Source organism: Micrococcales bacterium, from assembly GCA_016703125.1.
In the GTDB taxonomy this organism is placed as follows: Bacteria; Actinomycetota; Actinomycetes; order S36-B12; family UBA10799; genus JADKAV01.
Genome location: JADJCR010000015.1, coordinates 14,959 through 32,201, shown reverse-complemented (window position 1 = coordinate 32,201; position 17,243 = coordinate 14,959). Strand labels below are relative to the sequence as shown.

The window sequence follows — 17,243 nt, the reverse complement described above, 5'->3', positions numbered from 1 at the left end:
GCGACGCTGGCCGTACAGAACACCGGGGAGGCGGCGGTGTTCTGGATCTGCGGCGCATTGGCCGTGCTCGGCGCGCTGGGGATGCTCTTCTCCCGCAAGGCCGTCCACAGCGCGTTGTTCCTGGCCATGACCATGATCAACCTGGCCATCATCTACGTCAGCCTGTCCGCACCGTTCCTGGGCATGGTGCAGGTCATCGTGTACACCGGCGCGATCATGATGCTCTTCCTGTTCGTGCTGATGGTGGTCGGCGTCGACTCCTCGGACTCCCTGGTCGAGACCGTCAGGGGCCAGCGTCCGGCAGCCATCCTGTCCGGGCTCGGCTTCGCGATCCTGCTGCTCGGCCTGCTCGGATCGGGGACCTCCGAGATGCCCGCCGGCTCCCTGGCAGAGGCCAACGCGGCGGCGGGCGGCAACGTGCAGGGCATCGCGCAACTGATCTTCACCAAGTACGTCTTCGCCTTCGAGGTGACCTCGGCGCTGCTCATCACCGCGGCGCTCGGCGCGATGATCCTGACCCACCGGGAACACGTGGTCCCGAAGCCGACGCAGCGCGAGCTGTCCGAGGCGCGCTTCCGCAGCGGGCACCCGAGCCCGCTGCCGCCACCGGGCAACTATGCCCGGCACAACGCGGTCGACACCCCGGCACTGCTGCCGGACGGATCGGCTGCCGAGATCTCCGTGCCCCGGCCGATGGCCCTGCGGCACTCCGAGGTCGACCGTGTGGACGTCGAGGAGGTGGACGAGGTCGCGCACCAGCACGACGTCGTCGTCGACGAGCTGCCGCACGGGCAGGCCGATGATGGGGAGGAAAGGTGAGCACCGATCACTACATCGCTCTGGCAGCGGTGCTTTTCAGCCTCGGTGCGTTCGGCATGCTCTTCCGCCGCAACGCCATCGTGGTGTTCATGTGCGTGGAGCTGATGCTCAACGCCTCGAACCTGGCGTTCGTGGCCTTCGCGAGGATGCACGGGAACCTGGAGGGGCAGGTCTTCGCGTTCTTCACGATGGTCGTGGCCGCTGCTGAGGTGGTCGTCGGGCTGGCGATCATCGTGATGATCTTCCGGACACGCCGCAGCGCGTCGGTGGACGAGCCCAGTCTGCTGAGGTTCTGATGGGGTCGAACCTGCTGGCGTCCGCTGCGCCAACCATCACGTATGCCCCACCGGATGGGATCTTCTCCTACCTCTGGGTGATTCTCGCCCTGCCGGCGCTCGGGGCGTTCCTGCTGCTGGTCCTCGGCAACCGCACCAACGCGTGGGGCCACTACCTGGCCACTGTGCTTCCCATCGGTTCGTTCGTCCTGGCAGCGATGATGTGGCTGGCCATGCTGCAGAAGCCGTCGGAGGAGCGCGGGGTCATCCAGCACCTCTGGGACTGGGTGATCGTCGGTAACTTCACGGCGAACGTGGGGCTGCAGATGGACCAGTTGTCCATGACGTTCGTGCTGCTGATCACCGGTGTGGGCTCCCTGATCCACGTCTACTCCATCGGGTACATGCACGACGACCCCAAGCGGCGGTTGTTCTTCGCCTACCTGAACCTGTTCGTGACGGCGATGTTGCTGCTGGTGATGGCTGACAACTACCTGCTGCTGTACGTCGGCTGGGAGGGTGTCGGTCTGGCCTCGTACCTGCTGATCGGATTCTGGCAGTACAAGCCGACCGCAGCGGTCGCCGCGAAGAAGGCCTTCGTGGTGAACCGCGTCGGCGACTTCGGGCTGTCGGTCGCGATCATGCTCATCTTCGTCACCTTCGGCACGGTCACCTTCCCGGAGGTGTTCAGCCAGGTCGGTGAGGCCGGACAGTCCGACCTCACGTGGATCGGCATCCTGCTGCTGCTGGCAGCGTGCGGCAAGTCCGCACAGGTGCCGCTGCAGTCCTGGTTGCTCGACGCGATGGAGGGCCCGACGCCGGTCTCCGCGCTGCTCCACGCCGCAACCATGGTGACCGCAGGCGTCTACCTGATCGTGCGGTCCAACGTGATCTTCGATGCCGCCCCGACCGCGCAGACGCTGGTCATCATCGTGGGTACGGTCACGCTGATCTTCGGGGCGATCATCGGTACCGCCAAGGACGAGATCAAGAAGGTGCTTGCCGGTTCCACCATGTCCCAGATCGGCTACATGATGCTGGGCGCCGGCCTGGGGCCGATCGGCTACGTGTTCGCCATCTTCCACCTGGTGAACCACGGCTTCTTCAAGGCCAACATGTTCCTCGGCGCCGGCTCGGTCATGCACTCGTTCAACAACCAGGAGAACATGCGCCGGTTCGGTGCCATCCGGACCGTCATGGTGATCACGTTCGTCACATTCGCCGCCGGCTGGCTGGCCATCATGGGCGTGCCGCCGTTCTCGGGCTTCTACTCCAAGGACAAGATCATCGAGGCCGCGTTCCAGCAGAGCTGGATCGCCGGTCTGGCCGCCGCCCTCGGCGCAGCCATCACCGCGTTCTACATGACCCGGCTGTTCACCATGACGTTCCTGGGGAACAAGCGCTGGACCGACGACGTCCACCCGCACGAGTCGCCGTCGGTGATGACGATCCCGCTGATCATCCTGGGTCTGCTCTCGGCCGTCAGCGGTTTCGTCCTGGCCTGGAACGGCGCCTTCGAGAAGTGGCTGGAGCCGGTCACCGGGTTCGAGCACCCGGAACCGCCCCTGCCGGTCTGGGTGATCAGCGGTGGGACCCTGCTGCTGGTCATCGTCGGTGCGCTGCTGGCCTACCAGCAATACCGCCGCGAGGTGCCGCTGACCGCACCGACGTCGGTGTCGCCGCTGACGGCGGCCGCGCGCCGCGACCTCTACGGCGACGCGCTCAACGAGACCGTCTTCATGCGCCCCGGGCAGTACTTGACCCGGGCCATGGTCTGGTTCGACAACCGCAGCATCGACGGTTCCCTGTTGGCGCTCGGCTCGGCCACCGCGGGGTTGTCCAGCAGGCTGCGTAAGTGGCAGACCGGGTTCTCACGGTCGTACGCCCTGTCCATGTTGGCTGGAGCGTTCGCGCTCTTCGCCGTGATGCTGGTGGTGAGGCTCTAGATGAACTGGCTAATCATCCTCCTGCTGGTCCCGGCGATCGGGTCGGTGGTGGTGGCCCTGCTGCCCAAGGACAAGCCCGACCTGGCCAAACAGGCTGCGCTGGGCTTCAGCGTGGCCACCGCCGTGCTGGTCGTCGCGATGGCCCTGCAGTTCGACCCGGACTCCACCGCGCCGTTCCAGTTCGCGACCTCCACGCCGTGGATCGAGTCCTTCGGGATCTCCTTCGCGCTCGGCGTGGACGGCATCGCCTTGGTCCTCATCGCGATGGCTGCGGTGCTCGTGCCCGTAGTGATCCTGGCCGGCTGGAACGAGGCCGACTACTCCGACGCCCCGACCAAGGGCTACTACTCACTGATGCTGGCCCTCGAGGTCTGCATGATCGGCGTCTTCGCGGCGACCGACCTGTTCTTGTTCTACGTGTTCTTCGAGGTCATGCTCATCCCGATGTACTTCATGATCGGCCGGTACGGCGGTGCGCGCCGGTCCTACGCGGCAGTGAAGTTCCTCATCGTGAGCCTGTTCGGTGGGCTGTTCATGTTGGCCAGCGTGATCGGCCTGTACGTGGTCAGCCAGCGGGAGTTCGGTGCCGGCACGTTCGACTTCACGGCGCTCACGCAACTCAACATGGATCCCAGTACCCAGCGCATGCTGTTCCTCGGCTTCTTCTTCGCGTTCGCGGTCAAGGCGCCGCTGTGGCCGTTCCACACGTGGCTGCCGGACGCGGCCACAGAGGCCCAGCCCGGCAGTGCGGTCCTGCTGGTGGGCGTGCTCGACAAGGTCGGCACGTTCGGGATGCTGCGGTACTGCCTGCCGATCTTCCCGGAGGCCTCGCAGTTCTACACGCCGATCATCATCGTGCTGGCCGTCATCAGCATCATCTACGGTGCCCTGCTCGCGATCGGGCAGACCGACATCAAGCGCCTCATCGCGTACACCTCGGTGAGCCACTTCGGCTTCATCGTGCTGGGCATCTTCGCGATGACCGCGCAGGGTCAGAGCGGGTCGACGCTGTACATGGTCAACCACGGCTTCTCGACGGCCGCGTTGTTCATCGTGGCCGGCTTCCTCATGAGCAGGCGGGGTTCGAAACTCATCGAGGACTACGGCGGTGTCTACCGGGTGGCGCCGCTGCTCGCCGGGTTCTTCCTGATCGCCGGACTGAGTTCGCTGGCGCTGCCCGGCATGAGCAGTTTCGTCTCGGAGTTCCTCGTCCTGCTGGGCACGTTCGTCCGCTACCCGGTCGCCGCGGTCATCGCGACCACCGGCATCGTGCTGGCGTCGCTGTACGTGCTCTGGCTGTACCAGCGCACCATGACCGGGCCGGTCAAGCCGGGCTGCGAGGACGTCAAGGACCTGACCGGCCGCGAGGTGCTCGCAGTGGCGCCACTGGTCGCAGTCATCATCGCGCTGGGGGTGTTCCCGGCGCCGGCACTCGACGTGATCAACCCCGCGGTCGACCAGACCATGGTGGCGGTGGGGGTCCAGGATCCCACGGTGGGGCCGGGCGGCGACTGTGACCTCGCCGACGGGTGCCGTGCGGAAGGGGAGGGACAGTGAACGGCGTGCTGGAGACATTCTCGTCCCCGGAGATCAAGTACTGGCTGGTCAGCCCGCTGCTGATCGTGCTCGCCGGTGGTGTGCTGAGCGTGCTGGTGGAGGCGTTCATATCCCCCCCGCACCGGCGTATCGTGCAGCTGTGGCTGGTCGCGGTCGTGCTGCTGTCGTCGTTCGTGCTGGTGGTGCGCCTGGCCGGGACGAACGAACTGGCCGCTGAGGGCACCATCGCCGTGGACGGCCCGGGGTTGTTCATGATGGGCTCGATCCTGCTCATCGCGATGGTCTCGGCGCTGCTGATCGCCGAGCGCAATGCCGATCCGGCCGGTGATGCCTTCGCGCCCTCCTCGGCAGCATTGCCCGGCAGTGAGGACGAGCGGTCCTTCACCCAGCGCGGGTGGATGCAGACGGAGGTGTGGCCGCTGTTCCTGTTCAGCGTCGGCGGAATGATGGTGTTCTGCACGGCCAACGACCTGCTGACGATGTTCGTCGCGCTCGAGGTCATGTCGCTGCCGCTGTACCTGATGGCTGGCATGGCGCGGCGACGCCGGTTGCTCAGCCAGGAAGCGGCCATGAAGTACTTCCTGCTGGGTTCCTACTCCTCGGGGTTCTTCGTCTTCGGCGCAGCGATGCTGTACGGGTTCTCCGGCACGATCTCCTTCAACGGGATCATCGAGAGCCTGGCCGCGGACCCGGGCAACAACGGCCTGCTCATCGCGGCCACCGTCCTGCTGTTCGTCGGCCTGCTGTTCAAGATCGGCGCTGTGCCGTTCCACCAGTGGACGCCCGACGTCTACCAGGGCGCCCCGACGCCGGCCACCGCGTTCATGGCCGCGGGAGTGAAGATCGCCGCGGTGGGTGGCCTGCTGCGCCTGTGCTACGTCGCCCTCGGGGGGCTGCGCTGGGACTGGCGACCCGCTATGTGGGCGGTAGCCATCGTGACGATGCTGATCGGGGCGGTGCTGGCCCTGACGCAGACCGACATCAAGCGCATGCTGGCGTACTCGGCGGTCGCCAACGCGGGCTTCATGCTCATCGGCGTGATCGCGACGAACCCCTCCGGTCTGTCCGGGACGATGTTCTACCTGCTGGCCTACGGCTTCAGCACGTTGGGCGCGTTCGCGATCGTGAGCCTGGTGCGTGATCCCGCGGGGGAGGCCACCAAGTTGTCGCAATGGGCAGGCTTGGGCAAGACCTCGCCGATGATCGCCGGCGCCATGGCCATCATGCTGCTGGCGTTCGCGGGGATCCCGCTGACATCGGGGTTCACGAGCAAGTTCGCGGTCTTCCAGGCCGGCATCGCAGGGGGTGCCACCCCGGTGGTGATCGTCGGTGTGTTCGCCTCCGCGATCGCCGCGTTCTTCTACGTCCGCGTCATCGTTCTGATGTTCTTCACCGACCGCTCGGAGGACGCTGCGTCGGTCGTCGTGCCCAGTAGCCTGACCGCGGTGGCGATCGGCGTGGCGGTGGCGGTTACCGTGATTCTTGGCGTGCTACCGCAATCCGTGTTGGACTTGGCAGACAAGGCCTCCACGTTCATCAGATAGGGGTGATCGGTGCCGAATCTGGCGTTCCTCACCGATCCGACCCTGCGCGACGGGTTGGGCACCCGGTTGCAGCGTGTGGAGACCCGGCTGAACGAGGCGGTCAAGAGCGACTACCCGTTCGTCACGGAGACCTCGGCGCACCTCGTCGAGGCCGGGGGCAAGCGCTTCCGCCCGTTGATGGCACTGCTGTGTGCGGCGTTCGGCGACCCCGACCGGGAAGAGGTGTACGACGCCGCGACCGTTGTGGAGTTGACCCACCTGGCCACGCTCTACCACGACGACGTCATGGACGAGGCGCCGATGCGTCGCGGCCGGCCGTCGGCGAACAACCGCTGGGACAACTCCGTGGCCATCCTGACCGGCGACTTCCTGTTCTCTCGCGCCTCGGACATTCTCGCCGACCTCGGTCCGGACGCCGTGCGCATCCAGGCGCGCACCTTCGAGCGCCTGGTCACAGGCCAGATCCGGGAGACCGTGGGACCTGCCGACGGTGAGGACCCGGTGGCCCATCACCTACAGGTGCTCGCGGACAAGACCGGATCGCTGATCGCGACTTCGGCCCAGTTCGGTGCGATGTTCGCCGGCTGCGACCAGCCCACCGTCGACACGCTCACCCGGTTCGGCGAGCGGATCGGCGTGGCGTTCCAGCTCGCCGACGACCTCGTGGACCTGACCAGCGAGTCCGCCGACTCGGGTAAGACCCCCGGGACCGACCTCAAGGAGGGGGTGCCGACCCTCACCGGCCTGATGGTCCTGCGTGACGGAGCCGACATCCGGCTCGCCGACCTGCTCAGCCGGCCGCTCGGGGATGTGGAAGTGGCCGAGGCGCTGTCCTTGCTGCGCGAGAACCCGGCCATGGACCAGGCCCGCATGGTCGCTCGGCAGTGGGCCGACGACGCGCGGGCCTGCTTGGCCACGCTGCCCGCGGGAGCACCCCGCGATGCGCTGGCCGCCGTGTGCGACTACGTGGTGGACCGCACGGGCTGAGGTCCGTCGCACGTGTCCATGGGGCCGCTGGGGCCCTGCCCCGGGTCTTTGTGACGAAGGTGGGGGTCTTCGGGGCTGGTTTGTGGTGATGGTGCGGGGTGTCGGGCGGCGGACCGGGCACCTTCGTCGCATTCCGGTCCGGGGCGGCCGCACCTTCGTGACAATCGCGCCGCTGGGGCCCCGCGCCGGGTCTTTGTGACGAAGGTGGGGGTCTTCGGGGCTGGTTTGTGGTGATGGTGCGGGGTGTCGGGCGGCGGACCGGGCACCTTCGTCGCATTCCGGTCCGGGGCGGCCGCACCTTCGTGACAATCGCGCCGGGCTACAACCCGAGCAGCCTCGCCGCCAGGTCCGCCATCACCTCGTCGGCGCCGCCCCCGATCCCCAGGATCCTGGCGTCGCGGTAGTGCCGCTCGACCTCCCCGCGGGCGTAGCCCATGCCGCCGAGCAGTTGTACCGCGCGGTCGGTGACGAAGGCGGCGCAGTTCACCCCGGTCTGCTTGGCGTAGATGGCGTCCAGCACGCCCACCTCCGGCGCCTCGGCCAGCGCATGGACGTAGGAACGAGCCACATCGGTGCGCCGGTTCATGTCCACGAAGGTGTGCCGGACGACCTGGCGCGTGCTCAGCGGACGGCCGAAGGTCTCCCGCTCAGTGATCCATGCGCGGGTCAGATCCAGGCACCGGGCCGCCGTGGCGTAACCGGTCACGCCCAAGGACAGTCGCTCGGTGGCGAAGTGCCGCGCCAACGATGCGAACCCCTGATCGGTGATCAACTCCGCCCGCGCGTCCACCAGTCCGAGTTCGGCGGTGTCAGAGCAGTGCCACCCCATCTTCTCCAGCCTGCTGGTCACGTGGAAGCCTTGCTGATCCGTCGGCACGGCGAACAGGCCGATGCCGGCGGCGCCGGACTCCCCGCGCACGCGGGCCGCGACCACGGCCACGTCGGCCCGGGCGCCGGAGGTGATGAACGTCTTCGAGCCGTTGAGCACCCACCCGTCGCCGGACTCGTCGGCCCGGGTCCGCAGGTTCGCCACATCGGAGCCGCCACCGGGTTCGGTCACGCCGAGGCAGGCGATCTTCTCGCCGGCCAGCACGGGCCGGACCCACCGGTCGATCAGGTCGGGGTTCCCGGAGTCGATGATGTGCGGAATGGCAATTCCGTGCGTGAACAACCCCGCGATCACACCGCCTGAGCCGCCGCCGGAAAGGACCGACTCGGTGACCACGATGACGTCCCCGAGGTCTCCGCCCGAGCCCCCCACGTCCTCGGGGTACCCCACGCCGAGCAGCCCGAGCCCGGCGGCCTGCTTGTGCAACTCCCGCGGCAGTTCCCCCTCCCGCTCCCAGGTGTCCATGTGCGGCGCGATGTGTTCGGCGGTGAAGGCGCGCACGGTCTGGGCGAGCGCGGCGCGTTCCTCGGTCATGAAGGCCATGGCGTCAGACTACGGCGGCGCGGTCGGGGCACCGCCGACACCGGACGTCCTCGGCGGGCATACTGGTGCGATGCGCAAACACTGGGGCTGGGGCCGCGCCGAGCAGGCACTCACCGCCGAGCAGTTGCAGGAGGCCGCACCGGGCGTCGTGGAGTACCTGGGATTCGGGCGCACGGATGTGGAGATTCCCGTGGCGCTCGAGGCGGCGTCCCTGCCCGTACCCCGGCTGACCCCGGGGGACCTGTCCGACATCGCCGACACCGGCCGGCACGCCCGCGCGACGCATGCCCTGGGCAAGGCCTACCGCGACATCCTCCGCGGCTTCCGGGGGGACTTCAGCAGCGCGCCGGACTTCGTGGTGCTCCCGCGCAGCGAGACGGATGTGGAGCGGGCACTGCACTGGTGCGAACAGCGCAACGTGGCGGCGATCCCGTTCGGTGGCGGGACCAGTGTGGTCGGCGGCGTCGAACCGCGCGGCCTCGACGACTTCGACGGTGTGATCAGCCTGGATCTGCGCCTCCTCGACGCAGTGCTCGAGGTGGATCCGGTGGCACGCGCGGCGCTCGTGAGCGCCGGGGCGGCCGGGCCCCGGGTGGAGGAGCAACTGCGACCACACGGGTTCACCACCCGCTTCTTCCCCCAGTCCTTCGAGTTCGCGACGGTGGGCGGCTGGATCGCCACCCGGGCCGGTGGGCACTACGCCTCCGGCCCCACCCACATCGACGATGTCGTGGAGTCTGTGCGCGCCATCACCCCGGTCGGTGTGTGGGAGTCCCGCCGGCTGCCGGCCAGCGGCGCCGGCCCCAGCCCCGACCGGTTGCTGCTCGGCAGCGAAGGGACACTCGGGGTCATCACACAGGCCTGGCTGCGGATCGTGCCGCGCCCCGAGCACAAGTTCTCCGCCACCGTCCGGTTCCCGGACTTCCGCACCGGGTGCGACGCCATCCGGTTGGTACTCCAGAGCGGGCTGCGGCCTGACAACTGCAGGTTGATCGACGGTGTGGAGGCACCGGGTGCCGATCATCGGCCGATGCTGGTGCTCGGTTTCGAAGGCAGTGCCGCGATGGGGTCACTGCAGGACGCCGCCCTCGCCATCTGTGTCGGCGCCGGCGGGCAGCTTCAGCCGACCCGCGATGCCCAGGAGTGGCGCGGCGCCTTCCTGCAGGCACCGTACCTGCGTGACACGCTGGTGAGCCTCGGGGTGCTCGCTGAGACCTTCGAGACGGCTGTGACGTGGGATCGTCTGGACGCACTCGTGGAGTCGGTGCGCAACGTCGCAGAGCAGGCCGTGCTGGCGGTGTGCGGGCATCCGGGCCGGGTCACGTGCCGGCTGACGCACGTGTACCCCGACGGTGCCGCGCCCTACTTCACTGTGCTGGCCCCGGTGGCCCGCGGCGAGGAGATCGCCGCCTGGGACGAGATCAAGGCCCGGGTCGGCGAGGCGCTGCTGACCGGCGGCGGCACGATCACCCACCATCACGCCGTGGGGCGTGACCACGTCCCGTGGTACCGCCGCCAGCGCCCGGACGTGTTCGCCGCGGCCCTGGCCGCCAGCAAGGCGGCCGTCGATCCCGCCTGGATCCTCAACCCGGGGGTGCTCGGCCTCGAACGCCCGCCCGCCGGGTAACGCGCCGCAGCGACGGGGTATCTTGCGGCACATGCGCATCCCAGTCATCTGTGCCGCCCTTGTGATGTCCGGTGCGGCCGCCATCGGTCCCGCCGCCGCCGACGGCTCCGTCCAGGCCGGCTCGAACAACGCCAAGGGCTGCTACATCCCCGAACGCGTGGCACACCGGCTCGGCGGCGGGGAGGGCGCGACCCCTTACTACTGGGAGAACTCCTGGCGGGCGTACGAACGCTCGCTGGCCGCCGGGGTGAAGGTGTTCGAAACGGACGTCCGGTGGACCGCCGACGGGGTGCCGATCCTGATGCACGACGCGACCGTGGACCGCACCACCAACGGCACCGGCGCGGTCAAGGATCTCACCATCGCGCAGATCGACGCGCTCGAACTCGACAACGGCGGTGGCAAGGTGCCCCACTTCCAGGAGTTCCTGCAGCGCACCAAGGCCGACAACGTGCAGGTGTGGCCGGAGTACAAGCCGGAGGACTTCAACCAGGCGTGGATCGACGACTACGTCCGCCTCATCACCGAGTCCGGCGCCGACGCGGTCGTCCCCTCGTTCAAGGAGGACGAGCTCGCCCAGTTCAAGGTGAAGTTGCCCAACAACAAGCAGATCTGGTTCCAGGACATCCTCAAGGACGGCATCGGGCTTTCCCCTGGCGACGTGCCGTCCGGGGCCTGGGCCGGATTGATCAACGTGTCCGTGGAGTTCGAGGGGAACATGGCCGGCCTGAACAAGGCGGGCATCGAGGTGTACGCCTGGTACAACGAGAAGCTGCCCGATGAGAACCCGGACGGCTGGGCGGAGGTCGCCCGCTTCTCCCCGCTCGGAGTCATCACCGACTATCCGGAGGCGTACGCGTCCTGGGGCAACGCCTCGACCTACTGCGTCAAGCCCAAGGCCAAGTGCGCGAAACTGCCGAAGAAGCTCAAAGCCGACAGCAAGGTCGCGCTGTTCAGGACCACCTGCCAGACCAGCGCAGGCACCAAGGTCAAGGCCAAGGTTGCGGGCAAAGGCAAGCTGAAGAAGAGCAAGGGGAAGTTCTGGGTCGTCACCGGCAAGAAGGGCAAAGTGACGATCACCCTGACAGCCGAGGCCAGCAACAAGGCCGCCGCGCTGGACACGAAGAAGACCTACCGGCTCAAGTAGTCGCCGGTGGCGCCCCGGGGCCGGCTCACAACGGGGGCTCGGGCGGGGTCCTCCGGGTGTGCCGGACGACGTCGACGGTGAACACCACCAGCGCGAGCCAGACCAGTGCGAAGCCCGCCCACCGGGATGTCGGCATGTCCTCGCCGAAGTACGTCACGCCGATGAGGAACTGGATCACCGGGGCGAGGTACTGGAGTAGTCCCAGGACCACCAGGGGCAGGCGGATCGCTGCGGCGCCGAACAGCAGCAGCGGGATGGTGGTCGCGATGCCGGCAGTCATCAGCATCACGGAGTTGGCCGGGTCGTCGCCGAAGACCAGCTGGCCGGATGTCGCGAGCACGCCCAGGTAGACCAGGGCGAACGGTACCTGGAAGCCGGTCTCGACCGTCAGTGCCGGGATGGGCTGCACGCCCGCCTGTTTGCGTGCCAGACCGTACAGGCCGAAGGAGAACGCCAGGATCAACGCGATCCACGGCGGCCGACCGTAGGACAGCGTGAGCCCGGCCACCGCAACACAGGCGATGCCCACGGCGACCCATTGCACCCGCCGTAGCGTCTCGCCGAGCACCACCACTCCCAGCGCCACCGACACCAGCGGGTTGATGAAGTAGCCCAAGGAGGCCTCGACGACGTAGCCCTCGTTCACCGCCCAGATGTAGGTGCCCCAGTTGACCGACACCAGCCCCGCGGCCGCCAGCAGCAGCCAGCGGGTGCGCGGCGACGCCAGGGCGGCGCCGATCTGCCGCCACGACCGGGCGAACAGGCCGATCACCAGCAGGAAGGCGAAGCTCCACACCATCCGGTGGGCGAGGATCTCCCATGCGGAGGCCGGGGCCAGCAGCGGCCAGTACAGCGGGAAGAGTCCCCACAGCGAGTAGGCGCCGATCCCGAAGGCAAGCCCGGCGCGGTCTGACCTCAGGTCACTGCCCAAGGATCGGGTCCTGTGAGCAGGGACTGCAGATCGGCGGCTGAGGCGGTGTCGTGCACCTGTGCGCGCACCGCGTCGTCGTAGACCGGGGCCGCCACCTGCCGGAAGATGCCGATCGGGGTGTGGTCGAGTTCGGCCCCGGACAGTCGCGACAACGCGAAGGCCAGTTCGAGGTCGGCCGGGTCGTGGATCACCGGCTCACCCTCGGCGCTGACCTGAAGGCGACCGGCGGCGTCGCGCACCACGCGGCGGTCCCCGAACACGATGGGCTGCCCGGGCAGCAGGCGGATCAGGGCCTCGTCGCGGGTCTTCGGGTTCTTCAGCAGGTCGAAGGCGCCGTCGTTGAAGATGTTGCAGTTCTGGTAGATCTCCACCAGCGCGGTGCCCCGGTGTTGCGCGGCGGCGCGCAGGACCTCCACGAGGTGACCGCGATCGGAGTCGATGGTGCGGGCCACGAAGGTGGCTTCGGCGCCCAGCGCCAGGGACACCGGATTGAACGGCCGGTCCACCGAACCCAGCGGTGTCGACTTCGTGACCTTGCCTGGCTCGAGGTCGGGGAGTACTGGCCCTTGGTGAGCCCGTAGATCCGGTTGTTGAACAGCAGGATCGTCACGTTGACGTTACGCCGCAGGGCGTGGATCAGGTGGTTGCCGCCGATGGACAACGCATCCCCGTCCCCGGTCACGACCCAGACGTCGAGGTCCGGACGGGTGACCGCCAGGCCGGTGGCGATGGCCGGGGCCCGGCCGTGGATCGAGTGCAGGCCGTAGGTCGACAAGTAGTAGGGGAAGCGCGAGGAGCACCCGATTCCCGAGACGAACACCATGTCGTCGGGGGTGCGGCCGAGTTCGGGCAGGAACGACTGCACCGCGGCGAGGATCGCGTAGTCCCCACAGCCGGGGCACCAGCGGACCTCCTGGTCGGACTTGAAGTCCTTGGCTTTCAAAGTCACCTCGGACATCACAGGTCCTCCAGCATGCGGTTGATCACGTCCTGCATCTGCGGGGCGTTGAACGGCAGCCCGCGCACCTGGTTGTAGCCGACCGCGTCCACGAGGTAGCGCCCGCGCAGCAGCAGAGCCAGTTGTCCCAGGTTCATCTCCGGCACCAACACCTTGGAGTAGGCGCGCAGGACGTCCCCGGTGTTGGCGGGCATCGGATTGAGGTGCCGCAGATGAGCCTGTGCGACCTTCTTGCCCTCGTTGCGCACCCGGCGGACGCCGGCGGTGATCGGGCCGTACGTGGACCCCCAGCCGATCACCAGCAGGTCCGCGTCCCCGGTGGGGTCGTCGACCTCGAGGTCCGGCACCTCGATCCCGTCGATCTTGGCCTGCCGCAGGCGCACCATGCGGTCGTGGTTGTCGGGGTCGTAGGAGATGTTGCCGGTGAGGTCGGCCTTCTCGATGCCGCCGATGCGGTGGGCCAGCCCCGGCGTCCCGGGCGGCGCCCAGGGCCGGGCCAGCGTCTGCGGATCGCGCAGGAACGGCAGGAACTGCCCGTCCGCGCCGTTGGCCTGGGTCGCGAACGCGGGATCGATCGCGGGTAGCGAGTCGATTTGCGGGATGCGCCACGGCTCCTGCCCGTTGGCCAGGTAGCCGTCGGAGAGCAGCATCACGGGGGTGCGGTAGGTGATCGCGATGCGGGCGGCCTCGATGGCGGCGTCGAAGCAGTCCGCGGGGGATTGTGGGGCGATGACGGCCACCGGCGATTCCCCGTTGCGGCCGAACAGGGCCTGCAGCAGGTCGGCCTGCTCGGTCTTGGTCGGTAGACCGGTGGAGGGGCCGCCACGCTGCACGTCCACGATCAGCAACGGCAGCTCCAGGGCCACCCCCAGGCCGATCGTCTCGCTCTTCAGGGCGATCCCCGGCCCGGAGGTCGTGGTCACGCCCAGCGCCCCGCCGTAGGCGGCGCCGAGGGCCGCGCCGATGCCGGCGATCTCGTCCTCAGCCTGGAACGTCGTCACGCCCAACTGCTTGTGCCTGCTCAGTTCGTGCAGGATGTCACTGGCCGGAGTGATCGGGTAGGAGCCCAGGAACAACTCGAGTCCCGCGAGGTGCGCTGCGGTGACCAGGCCATAGGACAGGGCGAGGTTGCCGCTGATGTTGCGGTAGGTGCCGACGGGCATCGGGGCGGCTGCGACCTCGTAGCGCACCACGAAGTCCTCTGTGGTGTCCCCGTAGTTGTAGCCGGCGTGCAGGGCCGCGATGTTCGCCTTCAGGATCTCCGGAGCGCGGGCGAACTTCTCGCTCAGGAAGTTCTCGGTCGCCTCGAGGTCCCGGTGGTACAACCAGGACAGCAGCCCGAGCGCGAACATGTTCTTGGCCCGCTCCGCGTCCTTCTTGCCGAGGTCGGAGCCGGACAGCGCCTCGACGGTCAGGGACGTCAGGGCGACCGGATGCACCGAGAAATTGGCCAGTGTTCCGTCCTCGAGAGGGTTGACCGTCAGCCCGATCTTGGTCAGGTTGCGCTTGGTGAACTCGTCGGTGTTCACGATGATCTCCGCGCCGGGCTTGAGCAGCGGCAGGCTGGCCATGAGCGCGGCTGGGTTCATGGCCACCAGCACGTCGGGGGAGTCGCCGGGGGTGAGGATGTCGTGGTCGGCGAAGTGGATCTGGAACGCGCTGACGCCGGGCAGCGTGCCCTGGGGGGCACGGATCTCGGCCGGGAAGTCGGGCAGCGTCGACAGGTCGTTGCCGTGCGCTGCCGACTCCCACGTGAACCTGTCACCGGTCAACTGCATGCCGTCGCCGGAGTCGCCGGCGAAGCGGACGATCACACGGTCCAGGCGTACGGTCTTGGTCTCTGCCACGGGGTCCCTCGCTGTTGCTGATTGGTACCAGTATCCCGTCATCGGGTCCGCGCTGGCCAACGCAGGTGGGCGTGGGGCACCTGCGTGCCTACAGTGTGGCTGTGGACGTCCGGTACCTGAACCTCGCCTGCTGCGCGGTGGAGGCCGGCAGCGCGGCGGCACAGGCCGCCACGGCGGGCCTGACCGATGTTCCCGGGCCGACGGTCGTGGTGGTGGCGGGCACCGTCACCCGCGCTGCCGCCGACGAGGTGGCGGCCCGGATCGCCGCGATCCCGCCGCCGCGGATGGTCGTGGCCTACGGGGTGTGCACCATCGCCGGCGGGCCGTACTGGGACTCCTACGCCGTAGCCCCCGGGATCGTCGCCGATGTGGTGGTGCCCGGCTGTCCGCCGCGGCCGGAGGCACTGCGGGAGGCCGTGCTGGGGGCCCTGTCATGAGTTGGCGGGAGGACGTGTCGGCACTACGGGCGGAAGGCTACGACGTGCTGGACTGGCTCAGTGCCGCCGAGGACACCGGAGGGCTGGTCACCATCACGGCCTGCTTGCTGCGGTCCGACGACCCGTCGCAGGTGCGGCTGGTGCACGCGCAGGCGCCGGTGCCATCGGTGACCGACCTGTTCGCCAGCGCCGCGTGGCACGAGCGCGAGACAGCCGAGATGTTCGCCGTGACGTTCGAGGGGCACCCTGATCCGCGGCCACTGCTGCTGGCCGCCGGCCAGGCCCCCGCGCTGCGCAAGGCGACTGCGTTGCCTGCCCGGCTGGACCCCTGGCCCGGGGCCGTCGACCCGGCCAAGCCGCTGCGGCCGCAGGCTCCGCCGGGGACACCATGGTGAGCCCGCGGGTGTCGCTGGAACTGGTGCCGGAGAACTGCACCAGTTGCATGCTGTGCGTGCGCGCGTGTCCGGTCTGGTGCCTGGGCCTCGACGCCCACTTGGAGGTCACGCAGGAAGGGGGCCGGCGCCGGTCGGCGCTGCACCTCGACCGTTTCGGCATCGACTACCGCACATGCATGATGTGCGGGCTGTGTGTCGACGCGTGCCCGTTCGAAGCCCTCTTGTGGTCCCCGGAGGCGCCCCCGGTCACCTTCGAGTGGTCCGATCAGCGGTAGTTCACGAACTGCAGGGCCACGTCGAGATCCTGCTCCTTGAGCAGCGCGATCACCTGTTGCAGGTCGTCGCGGGACTTGCTGGACACCCGCAACTCGTCGCCCTGGACCTGGGCCTTCACGCCCCGGGGGCCCTCATCGCGGATGATCTTCGCGATCTTCTTCGCGTTCTCGCCGGTGAGCCCGGACTGGAACTCCCCGGCGATCTTGTACTCCTTGCCGGACAGCCGCGGGTCGCTGGCGGTCAGTGCCTTCAGCGAGATGTGGCGCTTGACGACCTTGTCCCGGAACACGTCGAGGGCGGCCATTGCCCGCTCCTCGGTGCTTGCGACGATCTCCACGGTCAACTCGCCGGTCCAGCGGATGGTCGCCCCGGTGTTCTTGAAGTCGAACCGCTGCGACAGTTCCTTGGCGGCCTGGTTGAGGGCGTTGTCGACCTCCTGCCGGTCCACTTTGCTCACGACGTCGAAGCTGCTGTCTGCCATGCGAGCACCATACTTCGACCGTGTATTCTGCAAGCGCACCTTGGCGGGTTGCCCGAGTGGCCAAAGGGAACGGTCTGTAAAACCGTCGGCGTACGCCTACGCTGGTTCGAACCCAGCACCCGCCACCATGCCCCTTGGCCCAGCCGGCAGGGGGTCGGTAGTGTTCGTGGGGTACCTAGTACCCTGGAACGGTTGCCCCTTTAGCTCAGTCGGCAGAGCGTCTCCATGGTAAGGAGAAGGTCTACGGTTCGATTCCGTAAAGGGGCTCGACCGGGGCTTTACGCCTCGCGAGGCGGAGTAGCTCAGCCTGGCAGAGCAAGCGGCTCATAATCGCTGTGTCGCCGGTTCAAGTCCGGCCTCCGCTACCACACCACTAGGAAAGGCACATCGTGGCGAAATCCGACGTCCGTCCCAAGATCACCTTGGCGTGCGTGGAGTGCAAGAACCGCAACTACATCACGCGCAAGAACCGGCGTAACGACCCGGACCGCATCGAGTTGAAGAAGTTCTGCCCGACCTGCAAGAAGCACACCGAGCACAAAGAGACTCGCTGACCGACCCGCCTCGTTAGGGTGGTGGCATGA

General features: G+C 68.1%; 16 protein-coding genes, 3 tRNA genes and 1 pseudogene. 15 read left to right on the top strand and 5 right to left on the bottom strand.

The window, feature by feature from the left end; genetic code table 11:
- Positions 1 to 6 precede the first annotated feature (6 nt).
- From IPG68_15290 to IPG68_15265, 6 genes are read left to right on the top strand one after another with little or no spacing between them, the layout of a single operon-like run.
- Positions 7 to 819: an NADH-quinone oxidoreductase subunit J gene (locus IPG68_15290; GenBank protein MBK6764530.1), complete on the top strand. Its 813-nt coding sequence runs from the start codon at positions 7 to 9 to the stop codon at positions 817 to 819.
- On the top strand, positions 816 to 1,115 hold the full coding sequence (gene nuoK, locus IPG68_15285; GenBank protein ID MBK6764529.1) for an NADH-quinone oxidoreductase subunit NuoK: 300 nt from the start codon (positions 816 to 818) through the stop codon (positions 1,113 to 1,115). The genes IPG68_15290 and nuoK overlap by 4 nt, the downstream gene beginning before the upstream one ends.
- Complete coding sequence (gene nuoL / locus IPG68_15280; GenBank protein ID MBK6764528.1) at positions 1,115 to 3,040, top strand: NADH-quinone oxidoreductase subunit L; 1,926 nt, start codon at positions 1,115 to 1,117, stop codon at positions 3,038 to 3,040. Before nuoK ends, nuoL begins: the two co-directional genes overlap by 1 nt.
- On the top strand, positions 3,041 to 4,597 hold the full coding sequence (locus IPG68_15275) for an NADH-quinone oxidoreductase subunit M (GenBank protein ID MBK6764527.1): 1,557 nt from the start codon (positions 3,041 to 3,043) through the stop codon (positions 4,595 to 4,597).
- On the top strand, positions 4,594 to 6,141 hold the full coding sequence (nuoN, locus tag IPG68_15270; protein MBK6764526.1) for an NADH-quinone oxidoreductase subunit NuoN: 1,548 nt from the start codon (positions 4,594 to 4,596) through the stop codon (positions 6,139 to 6,141). The genes IPG68_15275 and nuoN overlap by 4 nt, the downstream gene beginning before the upstream one ends.
- 9 nt (positions 6,142 to 6,150) lie before the next feature.
- A complete protein-coding gene (locus IPG68_15265; protein ID MBK6764525.1) occupies positions 6,151 to 7,128 on the top strand; it encodes a polyprenyl synthetase family protein in 978 nt (325 codons plus the stop codon).
- 319 nt (positions 7,129 to 7,447) lie between these two features.
- On the opposite strand, the gene IPG68_15260 is transcribed toward IPG68_15265, so the two are convergent.
- Positions 7,448 to 8,560 (bottom strand): acyl-CoA dehydrogenase family protein, encoded by a 1,113-nt coding sequence (locus tag IPG68_15260; protein MBK6764524.1) that lies wholly within the window; start codon positions 8,558 to 8,560, stop codon positions 7,448 to 7,450.
- A 70-nt stretch (positions 8,561 to 8,630) separates the two neighbouring features.
- Here IPG68_15260 and IPG68_15255 point away from each other — a divergent pair, with 70 nt between their 5' ends.
- Entirely contained in the window at positions 8,631 to 10,187 is a 1,557-nt protein-coding gene (locus IPG68_15255; GenBank protein ID MBK6764523.1) for an FAD-binding oxidoreductase, read from the top strand.
- Between the two features lie 31 nt (positions 10,188 to 10,218).
- A complete protein-coding gene (locus IPG68_15250) occupies positions 10,219 to 11,334 on the top strand; it encodes a glycerophosphodiester phosphodiesterase family protein (GenBank protein ID MBK6764522.1) in 1,116 nt (371 codons plus the stop codon).
- A gap of 25 nt (positions 11,335 to 11,359) precedes the next feature.
- Here the strand turns inward: IPG68_15250 and rarD are convergent, their stop codons facing one another.
- From rarD to IPG68_15235, 3 genes and pseudogenes are all read right to left on the bottom strand, one after another.
- On the bottom strand, positions 11,360 to 12,265 hold the full coding sequence (gene rarD / locus IPG68_15245) for an EamA family transporter RarD (GenBank protein ID MBK6764521.1): 906 nt from the start codon (positions 12,263 to 12,265) through the stop codon (positions 11,360 to 11,362).
- Positions 12,250 to 13,223 (bottom strand): annotated as a pseudogene (locus IPG68_15240) (2-oxoacid:ferredoxin oxidoreductase subunit beta). Before IPG68_15240 ends, rarD begins: the two are co-directional and overlap by 16 nt.
- Positions 13,223 to 15,112, bottom strand: a complete 1,890-nt coding sequence (locus tag IPG68_15235; GenBank protein MBK6764520.1) for a 2-oxoacid:acceptor oxidoreductase subunit alpha — start codon at positions 15,110 to 15,112, stop codon at positions 13,223 to 13,225. Before IPG68_15235 ends, IPG68_15240 begins: the two are co-directional and overlap by 1 nt.
- Positions 15,113 to 15,141: 29 nt before the next feature.
- On the opposite strand from IPG68_15235, the gene IPG68_15230 reads away from it, so the two are divergent.
- From IPG68_15230 to IPG68_15220, 3 genes are read left to right on the top strand one after another with little or no spacing between them, the layout of a single operon-like run.
- Entirely contained in the window at positions 15,142 to 15,507 is a 366-nt protein-coding gene (locus tag IPG68_15230) for a hypothetical protein (protein MBK6764519.1), read from the top strand.
- On the top strand, positions 15,504 to 15,902 hold the full coding sequence (locus tag IPG68_15225; protein MBK6764518.1) for an NADH-quinone oxidoreductase subunit C: 399 nt from the start codon (positions 15,504 to 15,506) through the stop codon (positions 15,900 to 15,902). Before IPG68_15230 ends, IPG68_15225 begins: the two co-directional genes overlap by 4 nt.
- Positions 15,896 to 16,177, top strand: a complete 282-nt coding sequence (locus IPG68_15220) for a 4Fe-4S binding protein (GenBank protein MBK6764517.1) — start codon at positions 15,896 to 15,898, stop codon at positions 16,175 to 16,177. The genes IPG68_15225 and IPG68_15220 overlap by 7 nt, the downstream gene beginning before the upstream one ends.
- On the opposite strand, the gene IPG68_15215 is transcribed toward IPG68_15220, so the two are convergent.
- Positions 16,168 to 16,659 carry a YajQ family cyclic di-GMP-binding protein gene (locus IPG68_15215; GenBank protein MBK6764516.1) on the bottom strand — a complete coding sequence of 164 codons (492 nt, stop codon included), beginning with the start codon at positions 16,657 to 16,659 and terminating at the stop codon, positions 16,168 to 16,170. The two genes, IPG68_15220 and IPG68_15215, sit on opposite strands and share 10 nt — an antisense overlap.
- 42 nt (positions 16,660 to 16,701) lie before the next feature.
- On the opposite strand from IPG68_15215, the gene IPG68_15210 reads away from it, so the two are divergent.
- The 4 genes from IPG68_15210 to rpmG all read left to right on the top strand — a co-directional run bounded on the left by IPG68_15210 (position 16,702) and on the right by rpmG (position 17,213).
- Positions 16,702 to 16,787: transfer RNA gene (locus IPG68_15210), tRNA-Tyr, on the top strand.
- A gap of 66 nt (positions 16,788 to 16,853) precedes the next feature.
- Positions 16,854 to 16,926: transfer RNA gene (locus tag IPG68_15205), tRNA-Thr, on the top strand.
- Between the two features lie 24 nt (positions 16,927 to 16,950).
- A tRNA-Met gene (locus tag IPG68_15200) sits at positions 16,951 to 17,027 on the top strand.
- Positions 17,028 to 17,045: 18 nt separating this feature from the next.
- Positions 17,046 to 17,213, top strand: a complete 168-nt coding sequence (gene rpmG / locus IPG68_15195) for a 50S ribosomal protein L33 (protein MBK6764515.1) — start codon at positions 17,046 to 17,048, stop codon at positions 17,211 to 17,213.
- Positions 17,214 to 17,243: the final 30 nt, after the last annotated feature.